Raw genomic sequence first — 18,838 nt, 5'->3', positions numbered from 1 at the left:
CTTCGGTCGTTAACGGTGTGAAGGCCTAAGGTTGTAAACGTGGTCGTCCTCGAAATTCTCACCGAGCAGCCACTGCTAGCGCTGTTCCTCGTCATGGCGCTCGGCACGCTCCTCGGTCGCATGCGCTTTGGCCCCGTCCAGTTTGGTGCGGCGGGTGCCCTCTTCGTGGGCCTCATCGTCGGCGCGCTCGATCCGCGCCTCGGCGAAAGCTTTGGCGTGTATCAAACGTTCGGGCTTGCCCTCTTCGTTTACATGATCGGGCTCAGTGCCGGTAATGGTTTCTTCCGCGACATGCGAAAGCAATACCGGCTCATGCTAGCCGCCGTCGGACTCTTCGCCATCTATGCCGTGGGCGTCAGCATTCTCGGCTCCGCCGCTGGGCTCGGGAAAGAACTGACCGCGGGCACATTCACTGGCACGCTCACCTCGACTCCGGCCCTCGCAGCCGCGAGCAGGGCGACCGGCGGCTCGACGATCCCCGCCGTGGGTTACGCGATTGCATACCCGTTCGGCGTCATCATTCCCATGATTCTCGTGTCGATCATGATGTCGAGCACGTGGGTGCGCTCGAAGTTCGCGTCTCGAAGGGACCCCGGCCGCCCCCGCGGCTCCCAGATTCGAGACATGAGTGTGCGCGTGACCTCAACGATTGCCCTCATGGATGTGCCGGGTGTGCGCGAGGGGACGGTATCGGCGTCGTACCTGCTCAGGCGCGGCATGATGACGATCGTGCGGACCGACACCGTTTTGCACGAAGGCGATGAGGTTGTGCTTGTGGGCTTTCCAGAATCGCTCGATCAGGCACTCGAGACAATCGGCGAGCGCGCCGAACACCGGCTCCTCGATGACCGCAGCGCCGTGGACTACCGCCGCATCCTCGTCTCCAACCCAAGACTCGAAGGGCGACTCCTTCGCGAAACCCGGATCGCCTCGCGCTATGGCGCTATCGTGACCCGCCTGCGTCGTGGGGATGAAGACATGGTCGCGTCGCCGTGGACTCGCCTCGAACTCGGCGACCGTGTCCGCGTCGTTGCGCCACGCGAACAAATCGTTCGCATCACCGAATACCTTGGCGACAGCGAAAAGCGCATCAACAGCGTGGACTTTCTCGCGCTCGGCCTCGGGATTTCCTTCGGGCTGCTCCTGGGGCTCGTCAGCATCCCCATCGGCGGGGGCGCGTCGTTCGCGCTTGGCAGCGCCGCGGGACCGCTTGTCGTGGGCCTCATCCTCGGCCGGTGGGAGCACACGGGGCCCATCCTGTGGACTCTGCCAAGACCCGTGAATCTCACCATTCGCCAACTCGGTCTGTCGGTCTTTCTGGCGGCGGTAGGGGTGATCTCTGGGCCCTCGTTCGCGGAGAATGCCTTCACCCTCGACGGCCTCAAGGTTGCTCTTGTCGCGGCTGCCTCCCTCATGCTCATGCTTCCCCTCGTTCCCGTGGCGGGAGCGCTGCTCGGGGTGAGCCTCGAGCGCTCGGCGGGTGCCGTCGCGGCCTTCGTCGGTCAGTCGGTCGTTCTCGAGCACGCACTCAACCTCGGCCACGACGATGAACGCACCGCCTCCGGCTACGCCGCGGTCTACGCGCTCGGCATCGTGGTGCAGCTCCTACTCGTGCAATTCATGGTCACCTAAAGCGCCCCCGTTACACTCGAAGAGTTTTCGTGCACGCCTCGTGCACCCTAATGAAGGAAGACACCACATGGCACGTTTGTTTGGAACCGACGGCGTTCGCGGAGTGGCGAACAAAGACATCACCGCGGAGCTCGCGGTCGAACTTGCCGTCGCAGCAGCCCACGTCCTCGGGCAGTTCGGCGCATTCGAACCGAGTGAAAGCGGCGAGGGCCGGGCGAAGCCCCGCGCAATCGTCGCCCACGATCCGCGCCCCTCGGGCGACTTCATTTCCGCGGCGATCTGTGCAGGTCTCGCTTCCGCTGGCGTTGACGTGCTCGATGCAGGCGTACTGCCCACTCCGGGCCTCGCCTACCTCGTGAAAGAGTCCGAAGCCGATCTTGGCGTCATGATCTCCGCGAGCCACAACCCGCACCCCGATAACGGCATCAAATTCTTCGCGCGCGGCGGAGTGAAACTCCCCGACGAGGTCGAAGATGCGATCGAAGCGCGCCTTCACGAAGAGTGGTCGCGGCCGCTCGGCGCAGAGGTTGGCTCGATCACCCCCTACGACAACGCGATCGACAGCTACGTCGATCACCTTCTCTCGACCCTCGACGTTTCCCTTGACGGACTGAGCGTCGTCGTCGATTGCGCGAACGGCGCTTCCTTCGAGACCGGTCCCAGGGCCCTCGAGCGTGCAGGCGCACGAATCCACGTGCTCGGCGACCGAACCGACGGCCGCCAGATCAACGAGGACTGCGGCTCGACTCATCTCGAGCAGCTGCAAGGCGCCGTGGTCGAGCACAGCGCCGATATTGGCGTTGCCTTCGACGGCGACGCCGATCGCTGCCTCGCAGTTGATGCCGACGGCGCCGTCATCGACGGCGATCAGATCATGGCGATCCTTGCCCTCGCCCTCAAGGAAAAAGGCAAGCTCGCCGACGACACCCTCGTCGTGACCGTCATGAGCAACCTCGGCCTCAAGCTCGCCATGCGTGAGCACGGTATCCAGCTCGGGCAGACCTCCGTCGGTGACCGCTACGTCCTCGAAGAAATGACTCTCGGCGGCTACTCTCTCGGTGGCGAACAATCCGGCCACGTCATCCTCCTCGAGCACGCGTCGACGGGCGACGGCGAACTCACGGCCCTGCACCTTCTCCAGCGCATGAAGGAAACCGGCAAGAGCGCCCGCGAGCTCGCGAGCGTCATGACCCGCATGCCGCAGGCCCTCATCAACGTCAAGGGCGTCGACAAGAACCGCGCCCAGATCGACGCAGTCGTGACAAAGGCGGTCGAGGATGCCGAAGCCGAACTCGGCGATACCGGCCGGGTGCTTCTTCGCCCGTCCGGCACGGAGCCCGTCGTGCGCGTCATGGTCGAAGCGGCCGATGACGACCAAGCCCACAGCATCGCCGAGCGGCTCGCGGCTACCGTGCGTGATCGCCTGACGCTCGAGAGCTGAGGGTTTTCAACTGGCGCGTTTCACTTTGTGAAGATTTAGGGGTCCGACGGTGGTTGGGGAGCCGTCGGGCCCTGATTTTTTTCATAGAGAGAGACGGCCGGGGCAGTTGCCGGGGGTGAGCTGAGGCAGCGGCCGGGGGCTGTAGACGGGGCGGTGGCTGAGTGCTCGGGGGCTGAGGGTTTTTATCTGAAGCGTTTCATTTTGTGAAGATTTGGGGTCCGGCGGTGGCTGGGGAAGCCGTCGGGCCCTGATTTTTTCATGCAGAGAGGCGGCTGGGGGAAGTTGCCGGGGTGAGCTGAGGCAGCGGCCGGAGCTGAGCTGAGGCAGCGGCCGGAGCTGAGCTGAGCAGCTGCCGGGGGCTGCAAGCGGGGCAGCGGCTGGAGCAGCGGCTGGGGCAGCGGCCGGGCAGTGCCGGGGAGGCGGCTGGGGCAGTTGCCGGGGATGAGCTGAGGCAGTTGCCGGGGGTGCTAAATGCGGCGTAGCAACACCGAGTGGATCTGGTGATTCGAGCCCTTGCGGAGGATGAGATCAGCACGACCGCGTGTGGGCCGCACGTTTTCTTTGAGGTTCGGCCCGTTGATCGTGTCCCACACGTGACCAGCGCGTTCGATTGCCTCGCTGTCGCTCAGGTCGGCGTAGCTGCGGAAGTACGATTCGGGGTTCGAGAAGGCCGTTTGGCGCAGCGTGAGGAACCGGTCGATGTACCAGCGGCGGATGTCGTCCTCTTTCGCATCGACGTAAATGGAGAAGTCGAAGAAGTCGGAGACGGCGACGCCGAGGCGGCCATCGGCACGGGGGCGCGCCGGTTGGAGAACATTGAGACCTTCGACGATCAGCACGTCGGGGCGCTCCACGATGATGCGCTCGCCCGGAACTCGGTCGTAAGAGATGTGTGAATAAACCGGCGCTTCGACGCGATCCTTGCCGCTCTTGACGTCGGCGATGAAACGCAAAAGAGCGCGGCGGTCGTAGCTTTCAGGGAAACCCTTGCGTTCGAGAATGCCGCGGCGCTTGAGCTCGGCGGTCGGGTAGAGAAAACCATCGGTCGTGATGAGCTGAGCCCGGGGAGTCTCGGGCCAACGGGCCGTCAACAGGCGCAAAAGACGCGCGGTTGTGGACTTACCAACCGCGACTGACCCCGCAACGCCGATCACGAAGGGCGTGCGGCGGAAGTGCTCTTGGAGGAAGCTCTGGCGGAGATTGCGCAGATGCTGGGCGGTCATGACCTGGAGGTTCAGGAGCCTCGAAATGGGACGGTAAATGTCGTTGACCTCGGCGTAATCGAGGGGGTCTCCCTGGCCGCGAATCTCCGTGACCTCCTCGGGGGTCATGGGTAGAGGGGTTTGGTCGCTTAACCGGGCCCAGTCCGCACGGCTGATCTCCGTGAACGGCGTGAGATGCGAGTCATCAATCGGTGTGCGCCCCCGGTGTGGGTCGCGCTCGAAAGGAACGGAGAGGTCTTGATGCTCGTGCATTCCTCAAGTTTATGGTGACGCGCACGTGTGAAGCAGCGTTTCTTCATGCGGCGAGGATTACTCTCTGTTTCATGTGTGGAATCGTAGGATACGTAGGGCCCGCCGGAGCGGGCACGTCATCGCGACCGAGTGAGGTCGTTCTTGGGGGGCTGAGTCGCCTCGAATACCGCGGCTATGACTCGGCAGGGATCGCCCGCTGCGGCGAAACGGAAATTGAGCTCTTCAAGGCGTCCGGAAAAATTCAAAACCTTCGCGACAAGCTCGAGGGCCACGAATCCTCGAAAGCGCGAGCGGCCATCGGGCACACCCGCTGGGCGACTCACGGCGGTCCAAGCGACACGAACGCCCACCCCCACCTCGGTGGTAAAAACGGCGAGGTAGCGCTTGTCCACAACGGCATCATCGAAAACTTCGCCGCCCTCAAAAAGGAGCTTGCCGACGACGGCTACGCGTTCCTCTCGGACACCGACTCGGAGGTCGTCGCCCACCTGCTCGCGCGCGAATGTGAGACCGCCGAGAGCCTCACGGAGGCCATGCGTGCGTGCGTCGCGCACCTCGAAGGGGCGTTTACGCTGCTTGGAATCCACGAGGACAATCCAGACGTGATCGTCGCAGCTCGCCGCAACAGCCCGCTCGTTGTCGGTCTCGGCGAGGGGGAGAACTTTCTCGGCTCCGATGTCGCCGCATTCGTCGACCACACGAAGCGCGCCGTCGAGATCGGCCAAGACCAGATCGTCACCGTGAGTGCCGAACGCGTCGACGTGATCGAGTTCGACGGTACCCCCGTCCCCGAACCGAAGTGGTACACGATTGAGTGGGACGCGGCCTCCGCTCAGAAATCCGGGTATCCCTCTTTCATGGCGAAGGAGATCCACGAGCAGGCGAAGGCTATCGCCGACACCCTCCTCGGGCGTCTCGACAATAACGAGATTGTTCTCGACGAAATGCGCATCGACCCCTCGCACTTGCGCTCGATCGACAAGATCATCGTGGTCGCGTGTGGAACCGCCGCCAATGCCGGTGAGGTCGTCAAGTACGCCATCGAACACTGGTGCCGAATCCCCGTCGAGGTCGAACTCGCCCACGAGTTCCGCTACCGCGATCCGATCGTCCACGAGCGCACGCTCGTGGTTGCTATCTCGCAATCGGGCGAGACGATGGACACCCTCATGGCGGTCCGTTACGCGAAGGAACAGGGCGCGAAGGTTGTCGCGATCTGTAACACGCGAGGCGCGACCATCCCGCGCGAATCCGACGCCGCCATTTACCTTCACGTTGGTCCCGAAATCGCGGTTGCCTCGACCAAGGCATACCTCGGGCAGATCGCGGCGTGCTACCTCCTCGGGTTGTTCCTCGCTCAGGTGCGCGGCAACCTCTACGGGGACGAGATCGAGGCGATCATGCGCGATCTCGAGGAAATCCCCGGCAAAATCCAAGAGGTGCTCGATCGCTCCGGTCAGGTCGAGAAGCTTGCGCGCGACATGGTGGACGCGACGAGCGTGCTGTTCCTCGGCCGTCACGTGGGTTTCCCAACCGCGCTCGAAGGCGCCCTTAAGCTCAAGGAAATCGCCTATATTCACGCGGAGGGATTCGCCGCGGGCGAGCTCAAGCACGGGCCGATCGCGCTCGTTGAAGAGGGCCAGCCGGTGTTTATCGTTGTGCCGAGCCCCCGCGGGCGCGACTCCCTGCACGCGAAGGTCGTCTCGAATATTCAGGAGGTCCGCGCTCGCGGCGCCTTCACACTCGTGATCGCGGAAGAAGGCGATACCGATGTTGAGCCGTACGCCGACGTCGTGATCCGATACCCCGAAACGCGCACCCTGTTCGCGCCGCTGCTGACGATCATCCCGCTGCAGATTTTCGCGTGCGAACTCGCGACTGCCAAGGGGCTCGACGTCGATCAGCCCCGAAACCTCGCGAAGTCGGTCACGGTCGAGTAACGAGCTCGGGCGGGGCTCTACGGCCCGACCTACAATGGAGGCCATGTCGAACTCTCCGATTGCGTGTGAGCGAAGCTTCCTGCCTTTCGGTAACGAAGCGTTCGCGGGCATCGGAGTAGACATCGTTGATATCGAGCGCCTAGGGGATCGCCTCGAGCGGTCTCCGCGCCTTCGTGAACGGCTTTTTGCCCCTGAGGAGCGCGAGTTGAGCCTTGCCTCTCTCGCTGCTCGTGTGGCCGCGAAGGAAGCGCTCGGCAAGGCGCTCGGGAATCCGGGCGACCTTTCGTGGCACGACGTGATCGTGCGCCGCACCGAGCATGGACGCCCCTACCTCGTGCTGCGCGGTGCTGCGCTTGCGACCGCGAGTGCGCAGTCCTTACGTTTTGCGCACCTGTCGCTCTCGCACGACGGCAACCTCGCGACCGCCATGGTCGTCCTGGAGGCCAGCGACACGCGAGGCCGGGCGCGCGGGGATGAGGAGCCCCAAGCATGAACCTGACACCCGACATCGATCCGCTCATGAGCCCGAACCGCGCTGAGGTTTCGCTCAAGGCGATCGCCCACAATGCCGCGCAGCTCCGTGCGGCGATCCCGGACTACATCGCTCTCATGGCGGTGGTGAAGGCCGACGGATACGGGCACGGCATGGTGGATGCGGCCCGCGCGGCGATCGCTGGCGGTGCAACGTGGCTCGGTGTCGCCCACCCCATGACCGCTCTTGACCTCGCGCATGCCGATCTCGACGTGCCGATTCTCGCGTGGCTTCACGAACCGGTGTCCGCGAAGAATGTGCTTCCCCACGCGATCGGCGCAGGCGTTGACCTCGCCGTGAGTTCTCTCGCGCAGCTCGAGGCCGTGATCGAGGCCGCGCGTTCCATTGAGCGGCGCGCGCGCGTGCATGTCTCCCTCGAGACCGGAATGGGTCGCGAAGGTGCTTTCGCAAGCGAGGTTGAGAAGACCGGAGCGGCGATCCTCGAAAGCTCGCACGTGTCGCTCGCAGGCGCCATGAGTCATCTGTTCAATGCGGATGTCCCGGGTGATGCGAGCGTGCGAGAGCAGGCTGAGCGGTTTGAGGCGATGTGTGAGCGGCTCGAGGCTTCTGCAGGTCCCATCCCGCTTCGGCATCTGTCGGCGAGCGCGGGGGCGCTCGCGGGGGAGGAGTTCCGCTACGACATGGTGCGCCCGGGCATTACGCTGTATGGCTACTCGCCGGTGGAGACCGATCTGGACCTTCGCCCAGCGATGTCACTGACCTCCCGCATCTCGCTCGTCAAAACCGTCGAGGCGGGGCAAGTCGTGGGCTATGGCGCGCGGTATGTCACCGAGCGCGCGACGACTCTCGCGCTCGTGCCGATCGGTTACGCGGATGGTCTCGATCGTCGGCTGACGAATCGGCTCCAGGTACTTGTGCAGACGACCTCGGCATCGAGGCTTGTCCCGCAGGTGGGCACGATTTCGATGGATCAGATCGTGCTGGATCTTGGCCCCGACAGTGATGCCAAGCCCGGCGACCGCGTCGTGATTTTCGGCGATCCACAGCGATATCCGGGCGTGTGGACCGCGCAGGATCTCGCGCGAGAGGCCGGAACGATCTCGTACGAGATTCTGACGTCGGTGTCCTCGCGCGTTCCTCGCATTGTGCTCCCGCTGGCGTCGGACCCAACCGAGCGCACGTGGAGCGTTGAGGGGGAGCGGCCAGCGCCGCGCTCGTTTACGGTGCGCACGTCGGGGGCGGAGGACACGCGAAGGGCCGCTCGCGCCATTGCACATCATGCGAAGGCAGGCGACCTGTTCGTGCTTGATGGCCCGCTCGGCGCGGGAAAGACAACATTCACGCAGGGGTTCGCGCGGGAGCTCGATGTTCGCGGCAACGTCGCATCGCCGACTTTCGTCATCGCGCGCGTGCATCCCGCTAACGCCGAGGGCCCCAATCTCGTGCACGTCGATGCCTATCGGCTCGACGAGGATTGGGACATCGAGGATCTCGACCTGGATTCGGATCTCGACACGTCGATCACTCTCGTGGAGTGGGGCCGCGATCGCGTTGAGCATCTCGCGAGCTCGTATGCGATTGTGGAGCTTCGCCGCGCGGAGAGCCTCCAGAGTGGGCCGCTTGACGATCCGGACGACACTGATGAGGAGCGCAGCCTCACCGTGACGTTCGTAGGTGAGCGATACACGCGCGAGGAGCTCGTGCGCATCGGCATTGATCTGCGCGAGGCAGGTTTTAACCCGGAGCAGGGCGGTGAGTGACATGGCAGAGCTGACGTTGGGGATTGATACGTCTGGTGCGGTGAGTGTGGCGGTTTCCGACGGTTGCCGCATTCTGTCGCGCCGCATGGATGAGCGCGCGCGCCACCACGATGAGGTGCTTCTCGAGATGATCGATGCGGCCCTTTCTGAGGCGGGCGCCTCGCGGTCCGATCTCACGTGCGTTGTTGGCGGGCGTGGCCCCGGTCCGTTCACGGGCCTTCGCGTGGGGCTCGTGACGGCTCGTTCTATCGCGACGGTCCTCGGGGCCCGCCTGATTGGCGTGCCGAGCCTCGATGCGATCGCACTCGAGGCGGCGGAGGGATGCCCGGAGGCAAAAACGATTGCGGTCGCGCTCGATGCGCGTCGCCGCGAGGTGTACTGGGCGCTGTATGAGGTGAGCGGTGAGGGTTCCGACGCCTCCTCGCGCCATATTGTGCGCACGTTTGAACCGGGTGTTGCGGCGCCGGCAGACTTCGCGTCGAGTTTGACCGCTGCCGATGTGCTCGTGGGAAGCGGTGCACATCTATACCCGGAAATTTTGCCGCCGACGGGCGAGGTGCGTCACGCGGATGCGGGCTTCTTGATTCGTGCGGCACTCAGCGCCGAGGCACGGGGGGAGGATCTCACGTCGACCGAGCCTCTCTATTTGCGCGAGGCTGATGCGGCAAAGCCGAAGCGCCGTAAGTCAGCGCTCGGCCTTGGCGATCGCCCTCTCTAGCCGTGCCCGCGATAGGTAGGCCGTTGGAGCCTTCGCGCGCGCGGCCCGGTTCGGGGCCTTGGAGTCTTCGTCCCGTCACGCGCGGGGACGCGCCCGCGCTGGCGCGTCTCGAGCGAGAGCTCTTTCCCGATGAGGCGTGGAGCCTCGAAATGGTCCTCGAGGAGATCACGCACCCCAGTCGCGCCTATGTCGCGGCTGTGGACGAGCACGGTGGCGTACTCGGTTATGCGGGGATTTTCGTTGGTGGCGAGGCCGCTGATGTGCAGACGATCGGCACCGTGCGCGAAGGCGTGGGAATCGGTCGCGCCTTGCTCGCGTGGTGCGAGGAGCGCGCGCGCGAGGAGGGCGCGGAGGGTCTGTTTCTTGAGGTGCGGCGCGACAACACTCGCGCGCGTGAGCTCTACGAGCGCGCGGGGTTTGCCGAGATCGGCGTGCGACGTGGGTACTACCGAACGCCCGCGGGGCCGGTCGACGCTTTCGTCATGCACAAGCCCCTCCCCACCTGAATTCCATAGTGGTTGTGGGGGTTTGAAGCTGTACTCCTCCCCGATTCCATAGAGGCTGTGGGGGATTGACGGCCCTAGAGAAGCCCTTGTCCACATTTTCAAAAAGTCCGTTGCGCGCGTGGGATGTGCATGGTTGGCTATGTGACGTGGGCCTCGCTCGGGGAAGTGGGGTGTTTTCTAGAGGGGGAGTGCATGCACAGCAGGTATACGCGTGTCATGGGTGCCATCGGCGCAGGGATGTTGATGGTGGCGTTGGCGGGTTGCGGGGGTGAAAAAGCCGGTGACGGTCCGACGCCTGCTTCGCCGACCACCGCCGCCTCATCAAGCAGCGATGCTGGCGGAAGCGACGCAAGCAGTGGTGCTTCGGACGTCGGGGGTGGCGAAGCCGGTGGGCGTGTTACGGGCCTACCACCAGAAAACGAAGCACTGAAAGCTCCTGACAAGACGGATTACCTCGGCATCTCCTATCCAACGGATCAGGGGGCGCAAGCGGCCGCGAAATACTTTTTCGACGCGATGTATTACGGCTATGCGACCGGTGACTCGTCACCCTTCAAAGGCATCAGCGATCAGAAGACTTGCGACAAATGCAGCCAAGTGTCGGACGAGATCGATCGCTGGAGAGGCGATCACCGTTTTCTCACCCCTCCGACCCTCACATTTGATGCTGTCGAGCGATTGCCCGATCGTGAACAATACGGAGGAAAAACGCCGGTCGCCTTGAAATTTACGAGGGGGAAAACCGATGAGTTCGATAAGGGAGACAAAGGAAAGAGTTTTCCGCCGATGACATACGAAGCGGCACTGCTACTTACATGGCAAGACGACAAGTGGGTCGTCTCGAACGCGTCTTGGGAAAAAATATCAGCACAATGAAACTTTTGAAGTTCCGTGCGCATTGGCTTCTAGGCGCCCTACTGGTGGCATTCCTTCTACCTCCGTTCGCGGTCGCGTCTGGAGAAGATCCAGATTTTCAGTTTGATGTGGACGGAGATAATAGCTCGATTCTGGTTGAGGCCGATCTTCACGATTTTGGTCAAGGTGGCGCCACTGAACTGCCTGATGACAGGGGCCGTGCGCGAGGTGGCGTGGTGTCGGATGGGCCTCGGAGGGTGTGGGCTGCGGCAGATGATCCGGATCTGGGTTGTCGGGCTGATAAAAGTAGTTTTGCTGCGCAGGTTGTGGGTCTTGGATGTAGTGGAATAGGTGTTGTGTGTTCGACCGCGTTCCCTGGTGCGTCGATGAGTATTGGAAGGGACGTTGATTCGTCCACAGGTGCTCCCGTTTTCGGTACGGAACGGTGGTCTGGTTGTTCGCGACCGTCGTCGGGCGGTGGTGGTGCGGTGCCTGTGATGCCGGTGGTGACGGAGTCGGATTTTCGTTCGCTCGGAGTTGAGCCCCTTGCCGCGCATATCGGCCCACCTGGCGGCTGGATTCCGATAGGGATCGACATGATTGCGTGGGCTGAGTCCAGGGAGCAGACCTTCGACGTGGTGATGCTGGGGCAGGCAGTGAAGGTTCGTGCGACACCGGTGAAGTATGTGTGGGATTTCGGGGATGGGACTGTGTTGACGACAACGTTTCCTGGCCGAGAGTATCCCGCGCGGGATGTTTCGATGCGATACGCGTTCCAGGGGTGGTACGAGGTGTCGCTTGTGACGCAGTTCAGTGGTGAGTATTCGGTCAATGGTGGCCCTTGGCAGCCGATCGCGGGAAACATCGAGGTGGCGAGCGAGAAGCGATGGATCTATTCGGACCTTCGCGAGTCGCGCCTCGTTGGTGATGAGGTTCCTGACGAGTATCGGAACGTCCCGGAGCGTGGGCCCGACACGTTGGGTCCCGTCAATCCGAATGCGCGAGTAGAAACACTGACCGCTCCGCACCCCTCCCCGATTGTATAGGGGTTGTGAGGGTTTGAAGCCGGACCCCGCCCGCCTCTCAGATCGATTACATAGGGGCTGTGGGGGAAACGCCTGATCACCTGTGTCGCCATGGACCGCGCCCTGATCGATCAAGCTCTAATCGACCGTGCTGTCGCCCGTTCTCGATGCGCCACGTGGCCGCAATGTGAGGCGGGCAAGCGTCGGAATCCTTCCCCCGCTTCCCAAACGGAAGCTTGCCCCGCCAGCGCCCCCCAACCAACCCGTGTACCCAATCGCACGAGGGGACGTGACGCTGCATTGTGCCAGGGCAAGGGAGAACGTGCACCAATTCCAGGTACCAAACCCCCACAAACCCCATGCAATCCAGGGACAAACCCCCACAAACCCTATGCAATCCAGGGACAAACCCCCACAACCCCTATGCAATACCCAAGGGCCTATGCAATCCAGAGAGGGGAGGGGCTAGTTGGAGAAACGCCTGATCTTCTGGAACTCATCCGCGTAGTGAGCGTCGAGGTGCTTTACCGCGAACCTCTGGCCGAGATAAAGCGTGACAACGCCGATCACGAGCGCAAGCGCCGCTCCCGCGTACTCAAGCCCCGGGATCAGCTTGAGGCCCACCACGATGAGGATGATGCTCGGGGCGAGGGGGAGCCACGTGCCAACAAACGTCGCGAGGAAAGTCATCCACATGTTGCCGTTGCCACCACCGCTACTGGAATTCTTCATCGTCCCCGGCTTTGGTGCGGGAGAAGGAAGGAACGCCGTCGTGAGAAGGGAAACACCCCACGAACTCGCCACGAACCCGAGCGAGGCCGGAATCGTGAGCGCGATGAGCTGAGGCTGAGACTGGAGAAGTGGAGCCGCGATCGCGACGATCACCACGAGCGGAAGCATGAGAATGCCAAGAGCGACATACCTGCCGAGCAAATTGGCGCGGTTATCCATCCCTGCGACGATGTTGACCCACGAGGAGGGGCCGTCGAAGCCGATCTCGTTGCTGATCGTGATGCCGGCAAGCCACGCCACGAGCGCCACAGCGAAATACGCCATGAAAGCGTTACCGTCCCCAATGACGCTCATCGCGAGCATGAAAATCGCGAGGATCGGCGCGATGATGAGCGCCGTCGAATAACGAGTATCGCGGCGCCAGTACTTGAGCGAACGCCCCGCCGAAGCACCGAGCGGGCCCGGCTTGAGGAACCGCGGTACGAGAGGTTTGATCTTGGCATCTTGCTCCTGGCTCGCGCCCTTGAGTGCCTGGAGCTGGCCTTCGGCAAAGCTCAGGCCCCACCACTGCCACAACAGCCAAATGGTGGCGATTGTGAGAACAAAACGGATGAGCGCGGCGAGCCACAGTCCTTCGGCGAGGTCCATGGGTACTGCGAAGGGCGCGCCGAAAGGCGTCCATAGGAGGAATTCGTACACGGGCCCCGCGAGGCGAGCAAGACCATCCATGACCCCACCGCCCGAGTTGAGAAGGAGGTTTGCGCCGTAGGCGATGACGAGGACGGCGATGAGCAGGAATGCCTGCAGTCGTTCCTTCTTACGCTTCGCGATGCGGATCGTCGAGGTCCACGCGAAAATCGCGCGAGGAATGAGCACGCAAAGGAGAAGCCCGAGCGCGGTCATGGGAACGAGCGAGACGAGGGCAACGATGGCCCCCGGCGTCGAGATTGCGGCGCCGTTATTCGAGACCAGTGCACCTATGAGCCAAATCGCCTCGAACACGACCGCCACGAGCGCCGCGAGCGACGTGAAAAGAAAACCGACCGAAATGAACGAGCCCACGAGGATCGGCTTCAAGAGATCCTTCGGTCCTCGCCCGAACTGCGCGAAGCGAGCGGGGGAAAGCGTGTCGTCCACGCCGAACACGAAGAGCGACTGGAGGGTCCACACAACCACGGCGCCGAGGCCCACCGCGCGGATCACGAGGGCAAAAAGGCCCGAGTCAGCGGGAACAAACAACATGCCCGACATGACGATCGAAAAGAGCACGAGTGCGCCGACGCCGTACAAAAGCGCAAATCCGAGCCCGATGATCTTAGGCCAGTTCTTGTGGAAGCTGCGCTTGAGCAGTGTCCATTGAAGCCGTGGGAGCAATCGCATGAGGCTCGGCGTCTTCTTAGGCGCCGCCTTCGATCCATCGTCGGCGGTGGTCGAGCTTTCTCGTTCGAGGTTTTCGAAAAACTCTTTGGTTCCGACGGCTGCCGGGGCCTGATCGTCTACTGGTTCAACCACGAAAGATCCCCCTGCGCTTCGTCGACACCGGCGATTTCAATGAAGCGATCCGTGAGGCTGCCGCCGCGGCGAACCTCATCGATCGTGCCCTCGGCGCGCACCTCGCCTTCGGCGATGATCGCAACGTGCGTGCACAGGCCCTCGACGAGCTCCATAACGTGGCTCGAGATCACGACGGTGCCGCCGCCTTCAACGTACGAGGTGAGGAAGGTGCGGATGCCGTGGGCTGAGACCGGGTCGACGGCTTCGAGTGGCTCGTCGAGCACGAGCAGTCGCGGCGCGTGAATGAGCGCGCACGCGAGCAGGATCTTCTTCGTCATGCCGGCTGAGTAGTCGGTGACGAGTTTGCCTTCGCTATCGGCGAGACCGAGTGCCTCGAGGAGTGACTGCGCGCGAGTGTTCACCGTGTCGATATCCATGCCGCGGATGAGGCCGACGTACGTGAGAAGTTCGCGTCCCGTGAGCCGGTCAAACGTCGGAAGACCGTCGGCGAGCACGCCCATATGGGCTTTGGCTTCGTTGGGGTGTGTCCAGACGTCGGTCCCGAGTACCTCGGCGCTGCCGCCGTCGGGGCGGAGTAAGCCTGTCGCGATCGACAGGGCTGTTGTTTTGCCCGCGCCGTTGGGGCCGACGATTGCGTAGAACGAACCGCGCGGAACTTCGAGTGAGACGCCGTGGAGGACCTCGGTGCCGTCGAAGGATTTGCGCAGGCCGCGCATGGACAGTGCTGATGTTACGGCCGAGTTATCAACCGATGGGTCAATCGCAGTCATGACTCGAATCTAACAGGTGTCTTCGCAGGGCGTTTTCAGTTTCTGCGTAGAGACGGCGGGCTGCCGTGCCAGGGTTCCCCGCACCCACGACCGTGCGAACCACGTGCGGTGAAGAGGCGGGAAACGTCCTTAACCGTCACGTTCGGCACCTCACTTTTGCGAGGGAACCGGGTGGGCCGTTCGGTACGATACGCTGTGGACCTTCCGTCTCGGCTGCCGTGAGCGCCGGGCCCCACCTCTTGGAGTGCATATGCAAATGCCTAGGCGCGTAAATCTTCCCGTCGACAAATCCACTGGACGCAAGGGGCAGAGCCTCAGGCTCCCCCGCGAAGTCGAAGAGCTGCCCATGGGCCTTCGCCGGGCAGCGTCGTGGAGCTGGCGCTTCATGGTTGTGATCGGGGCACTTTGGCTCATCTTCAAGGGCCTCGGGATGGTGTCAACCCTGTTTATCAGCGTGCTTGTGGCAATCCTTCTCGCCTCGATGCTGCAGCCGTTCGTCAAACTGCTCACGAAGCATACGTTCCTTCCGCGCATGGCCTCGGCGGCGATTGCACTCGTGGGGCTCATCGTGGTCGTCGTCGGCATGTTTGTGCTGGCGGGCAGGAAGCTCGTGGACTCGTGGGGCGCGATTTCGAAAGCTGCCGTTTCGGGTTTCACGCAGCTGTGGAACGACATCACGGGATACTTCAAAATTGACGTCGGCAGCCTCGGAAATCTGGGGCAGATCCAGAAAGAAGCCATCGAGCAGCTTCAAAAGAACTCCTCGAGTATTATCTCGGGGGCCTCGAGTGCTGCGAGCACCGTCGGCGACCTCGGCACGGGCCTGCTCGTGTGCCTCTTTGCCCTGTTCTTCCTCCTTGCCGATGGCGGGAATATTTGGCGTTGGTTCCTCGGCTTTGTTCCGGCACACTCCCGTCCCGTGACGCACGAGGCGTTCCGCCGCGGCTGGAAGGCACTGTCGTCGTACTGCCGCACGCAGATCCTCGTCGCGGCCGTCGACGCGACGGGCATTGCGCTCGGCATGGTTGGTATCGACGTCGTGAGCGGCATGATGGGGCGCAGCGCAATTGCACTTTCCCCCTACTCAGTCCCGATCTGGCTTATCGTGTTCCTCTTTAGCTTCATTCCGCTTGTGGGCGCGATCGTGTCGGGTGCGATCGCGATGCTTCTTGTCTTCGTGCTCCAGGGGTGGATCCCCGCGCTCATCATGCTCGGCATCGTGATCCTCGTGCAGCAGCTCGAATCGAATATCCTGCAGCCGATTCTCATGGGGAAGGCGGTGGAGCTTCACCCGCTCGCGATTTTCCTCGGTGTCTCTGCGGGCGCAGTCGTTGCGGGGATCCCCGGTGCGCTTTTCTCGATTCCGCTCCTGGCCTTCCTCAACGCCCTGTACTGCTACCTCGATGGGCGCGATCCCGATCCCTCGCTTGGCGTAGACACCAAGACAATGGCGTACTTCGAGGCACGCGAACGCGAGCAGAAGAAGACCTTCGCCCAGCGCGAGCGCCTTTTGTCGAAAAAGTAGCTAGTTTCCCCGCGGCCAGGGCAGCTGCCGCGCAAACTGGGGTATAGAGAAAGGGCGTGGAGTGCGCTCCCGAGAGGGAGGCTCCACGCCCTTTTCTTGCTTATCGAGCTTGAGGCTCACACCGTGTACGGCTTTGCAGCCTTGATCACGATCGGGATTGCCTTCCCGTTAGGGGCGGTGTAATCGACCGTGTCGCCGGCCTTCGCGTTCACGATGGCGGCGCCGAGCGGGGACTCGGGCGAGTACACCTCGATGTCCTTGCCTTCGGCGATTTCACGGTTGCCGAGCACGAACGTGCGTTCCTTGCCGGCCATGGTGATGGTGACGAGCATGCCTGGCTCGACGATGCCGTCGTCTGCCGGGGTCTCGCCTACAACGGCGGTCTTGAGAAGGGCCTTGAGCTCGGTAATGCGAGCTTCGAGTTTGCCCTGCTCTTCGCGTGCGGCGTGATAGCCGCCGTTCTCTTTGAGGTCGCCCTCGTCGCGGGCGGCCGCGATGCGCTCAACGACCTCGCTGCGCCCGGGGCCCTCGAGGTGCTCGAGTTCCTTGACGAGGCGGTCGTAGGCGTCTTGAGTGAGCCAGGTGCCCTGGTTGGGTTCGCTCATGGTTCTCCTTGGAATCAAAAAAAATGCGGACCCCATGGCTCCATGGGCTCCGAATCCACGTCTGAGTGGTCATAAGAGTATAACGCGAGCGTCAGAAAAAAGGGGTGAGGCACGCGCCACAAGTCGACGGTATTCCCGCCTACTGCGCGGCCTCGCACCTCCTTACGATCGCGCTCACAGCCTTCCCCTGCGTCGTGATTTCGGCCCGATGGGTCGTGAGCCTTTCCGTTTGAGCAGGAATATGGACGACCGTATAGCCCACCTGTGCACGGACGGAGTTGAGGGCTTCGAGCGAGCAGTCGAGCGCGGTGCCGGGAGAGGCGTTGACCGAGAAGCTCACAGAAATTCGTGAGTCGTCGATGTGGGTGTAGGAAAGCGTATTGGTCTTGATCGGCTGCGAAGAGATGAATGCGAAGCCAACCCAGACGACCGTTGCGATGAATCCGACGGCGATTACGATCGTGCCCACAAGCGCAAAACGGTGTTTCTGGGGGGAATTTCTCACGCCGTAGCGTTCTTGAAGTGTGCGCTCGCGGGTACTCATGCCTACATTGTTCCACGTGTGTGAACTTTGCGTAATGACGACGGGGCGCTACCGCGCAGGCGTGGCGCCCGAGGACACGGGGGTGCCAAAGGCGGCGCTTGCACCGAGCGATGAGACCTTCAAGGCGCTCCTGAATCACGGTGGACACCCCGAAGCAGAAGTCGAGAAGAATCCCTGCCGCTTGCGGCTCATGGCTGTTCACGCCCATCCGGACGACGAGTCGTCGAAGGGGGCTGGGACGATGGCCCGCTATGTCGACGAGGGTGCCGAGGTGACCGTCGTGACCTGCACGGGCGGGGAGCGCGGAGACATCCTTAACCCGCGCCTGAAGGATGATCCCGAGGCGAAAGCGGATCTGAGCGCGGTGCGTCATCGCGAAATGGATCGCGCACGCGAGATTCTCGGCATCAACCAGGTGTGGCTTGGCTACGTCGACTCGGGGCTCCCCGAAGGGGAGCCGCTGCCCGCACTTCCCGACGGTTGCTTTGCCCTCACCGATCCCGAAGAGGCAGCGCGCCCCCTCGTGAAGCTCGTGCGTGAGCTGCGACCGCACGTGATGCTCACGTACGACGAAAATGGTGGCTACCCCCACCCCGACCACATCCACTCGCACAGGATCAGCATGCTCGCCTATGAGCTTGCAGCTGATCCGAGCTACATGCCTGAGCTCGGTGAGCCGTGGGCGGTCGCAAAGATTTACTACCAGCTTCTGTTCCCGCCGGCCCAGATGATCGCGTACGCGCGCTACATGCGCGAGCATGGGCTCGACAATCCGTTCGAGGCGCAAATGGAGTATTTTGAGGGCCTCGATCAGCGACCGATCACGACGCGAGTGAATGTTTCGAGGTATCTTGACGTGCGTGATGCCGCGCTCCTCGCGCATGCGACTCAGGTCGATCCGGACGGTTTCTTCTTCGCTGTCTCCAACGAAATTAAGCGCGAGGCGTGGCCTACCGAGGATTTTCAGTTGCGCCATTCGCGTATTGGCGTGACGCTTCCGGAATCCGATCTGTTCGAAGGGATCCGACAATGACTCTCGCGCATCTTTCGGCCTTGGGTATTCTCGCTGATGGTGCTCCGACGACGCCTCCCGGCTCGGAAGACATGACGACGGCGACGGTGACGCCGGGTCTGCCGGGCTTTGTCGTGTTTTTTGTGATGGCGATTGCGCTTGTGCTTCTTGCGCTCGATTTGTCGAGGCGCGTGCGGCGTTCGAGCGCCCGCGAAAACGTGCGTATTCGCATGGAGGAAGCTGAGCGTGCGGAACACGAGGCCGCGGAGCCTCAGGAAGAGGCGTAGCGC

Annotated in this window: 17 protein-coding genes; 12 read left to right on the top strand and 5 right to left on the bottom strand. The window is 62.8% G+C overall.

All coding sequences use genetic code 11. The features are described from left to right. Positions 1-39: 39 nt before the first annotated feature. Together HMPREF3176_RS09565 and glmM are read left to right on the top strand one after the other, a co-directional pair. Entirely contained in the window at positions 40-1,632 is a 1,593-nt protein-coding gene (locus HMPREF3176_RS09565) for an aspartate:alanine exchanger family transporter (protein ID WP_016664073.1), read from the top strand. Positions 1,633-1,699: 67 nt separating this feature from the next. Continuing rightward, positions 1,700-3,073 carry a phosphoglucosamine mutase gene (gene glmM, locus HMPREF3176_RS09560; RefSeq protein ID WP_070460018.1) on the top strand — a complete coding sequence of 458 codons (1,374 nt, stop codon included), beginning with the start codon at positions 1,700-1,702 and terminating at the stop codon, positions 3,071-3,073. Between the two features lie 467 nt (positions 3,074-3,540). Here the strand turns inward: glmM and coaA are convergent, their stop codons facing one another. Beyond that, complete coding sequence (gene coaA / locus HMPREF3176_RS09555) at positions 3,541-4,548, bottom strand: type I pantothenate kinase (protein WP_016664075.1); 1,008 nt, start codon at positions 4,546-4,548, stop codon at positions 3,541-3,543. 71 nt (positions 4,549-4,619) lie between these two features. On the opposite strand from coaA, the gene glmS reads away from it, so the two are divergent. The 7 genes from glmS to HMPREF3176_RS09515 all read left to right on the top strand — a co-directional run bounded on the left by glmS (position 4,620) and on the right by HMPREF3176_RS09515 (position 11,866). Further along, positions 4,620-6,488 carry a glutamine--fructose-6-phosphate transaminase (isomerizing) gene (gene glmS / locus HMPREF3176_RS09550; RefSeq protein ID WP_070460015.1) on the top strand — a complete coding sequence of 623 codons (1,869 nt, stop codon included), beginning with the start codon at positions 4,620-4,622 and terminating at the stop codon, positions 6,486-6,488. A gap of 43 nt (positions 6,489-6,531) precedes the next feature. Continuing rightward, positions 6,532-6,981, top strand: a complete 450-nt coding sequence (locus HMPREF3176_RS09545) for a holo-ACP synthase (protein ID WP_246826726.1) — start codon at positions 6,532-6,534, stop codon at positions 6,979-6,981. Continuing rightward, the gene (gene alr / locus HMPREF3176_RS09540; RefSeq protein WP_070460009.1) at positions 6,978-8,741 is read left to right on the top strand and encodes an alanine racemase; all 1,764 of its coding nucleotides are present in this window, start codon (positions 6,978-6,980) and stop codon (positions 8,739-8,741) included. Before HMPREF3176_RS09545 ends, alr begins: the two co-directional genes overlap by 4 nt. Before the next feature lies 1 nt (position 8,742). Continuing rightward, a complete protein-coding gene (gene tsaB, locus HMPREF3176_RS09535) occupies positions 8,743-9,459 on the top strand; it encodes a tRNA (adenosine(37)-N6)-threonylcarbamoyltransferase complex dimerization subunit type 1 TsaB (protein ID WP_070460006.1) in 717 nt (238 codons plus the stop codon). Positions 9,460-9,482: 23 nt separating this feature from the next. Then, complete coding sequence (rimI, locus tag HMPREF3176_RS09530) at positions 9,483-9,965, top strand: ribosomal protein S18-alanine N-acetyltransferase (RefSeq protein WP_034372348.1); 483 nt, start codon at positions 9,483-9,485, stop codon at positions 9,963-9,965. Between the two features lie 216 nt (positions 9,966-10,181). Continuing rightward, on the top strand, positions 10,182-10,841 hold the full coding sequence (locus tag HMPREF3176_RS09525; protein ID WP_096883207.1) for a DUF6318 family protein: 660 nt from the start codon (positions 10,182-10,184) through the stop codon (positions 10,839-10,841). Between the two features lie 476 nt (positions 10,842-11,317). Beyond that, complete coding sequence (locus tag HMPREF3176_RS09515; RefSeq protein WP_227909729.1) at positions 11,318-11,866, top strand: PKD domain-containing protein; 549 nt, start codon at positions 11,318-11,320, stop codon at positions 11,864-11,866. Positions 11,867-12,310: 444 nt separating this feature from the next. On the opposite strand, the gene HMPREF3176_RS09510 is transcribed toward HMPREF3176_RS09515, so the two are convergent. Further along, the gene (locus HMPREF3176_RS09510; RefSeq protein WP_141742417.1) at positions 12,311-14,089 is read right to left on the bottom strand and encodes a hypothetical protein; all 1,779 of its coding nucleotides are present in this window, start codon (positions 14,087-14,089) and stop codon (positions 12,311-12,313) included. Continuing rightward, on the bottom strand, positions 14,074-14,862 hold the full coding sequence (locus HMPREF3176_RS09505; RefSeq protein ID WP_016664084.1) for an ABC transporter ATP-binding protein: 789 nt from the start codon (positions 14,860-14,862) through the stop codon (positions 14,074-14,076). Before HMPREF3176_RS09505 ends, HMPREF3176_RS09510 begins: the two co-directional genes overlap by 16 nt. A gap of 256 nt (positions 14,863-15,118) precedes the next feature. Here HMPREF3176_RS09505 and HMPREF3176_RS09500 point away from each other — a divergent pair, with 256 nt between their 5' ends. Then, positions 15,119-16,387, top strand: coding sequence for an AI-2E family transporter (locus HMPREF3176_RS09500; RefSeq protein WP_246826724.1), 1,269 nt, complete (start codon positions 15,119-15,121; stop codon positions 16,385-16,387). Between the two features lie 116 nt (positions 16,388-16,503). Here HMPREF3176_RS09500 and greA read toward each other — a convergent pair whose 3' ends face one another. Both greA and HMPREF3176_RS09490 read right to left on the bottom strand, forming a co-directional pair. After that, positions 16,504-16,992: a transcription elongation factor GreA gene (gene greA, locus HMPREF3176_RS09495; protein ID WP_061211139.1), complete on the bottom strand. Its 489-nt coding sequence runs from the start codon at positions 16,990-16,992 to the stop codon at positions 16,504-16,506. Between the two features lie 139 nt (positions 16,993-17,131). After that, on the bottom strand, positions 17,132-17,536 hold the full coding sequence (locus HMPREF3176_RS09490; RefSeq protein WP_070459991.1) for a DUF4307 domain-containing protein: 405 nt from the start codon (positions 17,534-17,536) through the stop codon (positions 17,132-17,134). Between the two features lie 34 nt (positions 17,537-17,570). Between HMPREF3176_RS09490 and mca the strand changes: the two genes are divergently transcribed. Beyond that, the gene (mca, locus tag HMPREF3176_RS09485; protein ID WP_141742416.1) at positions 17,571-18,569 is read left to right on the top strand and encodes a mycothiol conjugate amidase Mca; all 999 of its coding nucleotides are present in this window, start codon (positions 17,571-17,573) and stop codon (positions 18,567-18,569) included. Beyond that, entirely contained in the window at positions 18,566-18,835 is a 270-nt protein-coding gene (locus HMPREF3176_RS09480) for a hypothetical protein (protein WP_070459988.1), read from the top strand. Before mca ends, HMPREF3176_RS09480 begins: the two co-directional genes overlap by 4 nt. Positions 18,836-18,838 lie beyond the last annotated feature (3 nt).

This window comes from Dermabacter sp. HMSC08H10 (genome assembly GCF_001807585.1).
Taxonomy (GTDB): domain Bacteria; phylum Actinomycetota; class Actinomycetes; order Actinomycetales; family Dermabacteraceae; genus Dermabacter; species Dermabacter hominis.
This window is presented reverse-complemented; position numbering and strand designations above follow the sequence as displayed.

Coding starts and splice junctions, on each gene's coding strand:
- glmM (WP_070460018.1), top strand. CDS start 1,700: ATGGCACGTTTGTTTGGAACCGACGGCGTTCGCGGAGTGGCGAACAAA.
- coaA (WP_016664075.1), bottom strand. CDS start 4,548: ATGCACGAGCATCAAGACCTCTCCGTTCCTTTCGAGCGCGACCCACAC.
- glmS (WP_070460015.1), top strand. CDS start 4,620: ATGTGTGGAATCGTAGGATACGTAGGGCCCGCCGGAGCGGGCACGTCA.
- HMPREF3176_RS09545 (WP_246826726.1), top strand. CDS start 6,532: ATGTCGAACTCTCCGATTGCGTGTGAGCGAAGCTTCCTGCCTTTCGGT.
- alr (WP_070460009.1), top strand. CDS start 6,978: ATGAACCTGACACCCGACATCGATCCGCTCATGAGCCCGAACCGCGCT.
- tsaB (WP_070460006.1), top strand. CDS start 8,743: ATGGCAGAGCTGACGTTGGGGATTGATACGTCTGGTGCGGTGAGTGTG.
- HMPREF3176_RS09525 (WP_096883207.1), top strand. CDS start 10,182: ATGGGTGCCATCGGCGCAGGGATGTTGATGGTGGCGTTGGCGGGTTGC.
- HMPREF3176_RS09515 (WP_227909729.1), top strand. CDS start 11,318: ATGCCGGTGGTGACGGAGTCGGATTTTCGTTCGCTCGGAGTTGAGCCC.
- HMPREF3176_RS09505 (WP_016664084.1), bottom strand. CDS start 14,862: ATGACTGCGATTGACCCATCGGTTGATAACTCGGCCGTAACATCAGCA.
- HMPREF3176_RS09500 (WP_246826724.1), top strand. CDS start 15,119: ATGCCTAGGCGCGTAAATCTTCCCGTCGACAAATCCACTGGACGCAAG.
- greA (WP_061211139.1), bottom strand. CDS start 16,992: ATGAGCGAACCCAACCAGGGCACCTGGCTCACTCAAGACGCCTACGAC.
- HMPREF3176_RS09490 (WP_070459991.1), bottom strand. CDS start 17,536: ATGAGTACCCGCGAGCGCACACTTCAAGAACGCTACGGCGTGAGAAAT.
- mca (WP_141742416.1), top strand. CDS start 17,571: ATGACGACGGGGCGCTACCGCGCAGGCGTGGCGCCCGAGGACACGGGG.
- HMPREF3176_RS09480 (WP_070459988.1), top strand. CDS start 18,566: ATGACTCTCGCGCATCTTTCGGCCTTGGGTATTCTCGCTGATGGTGCT.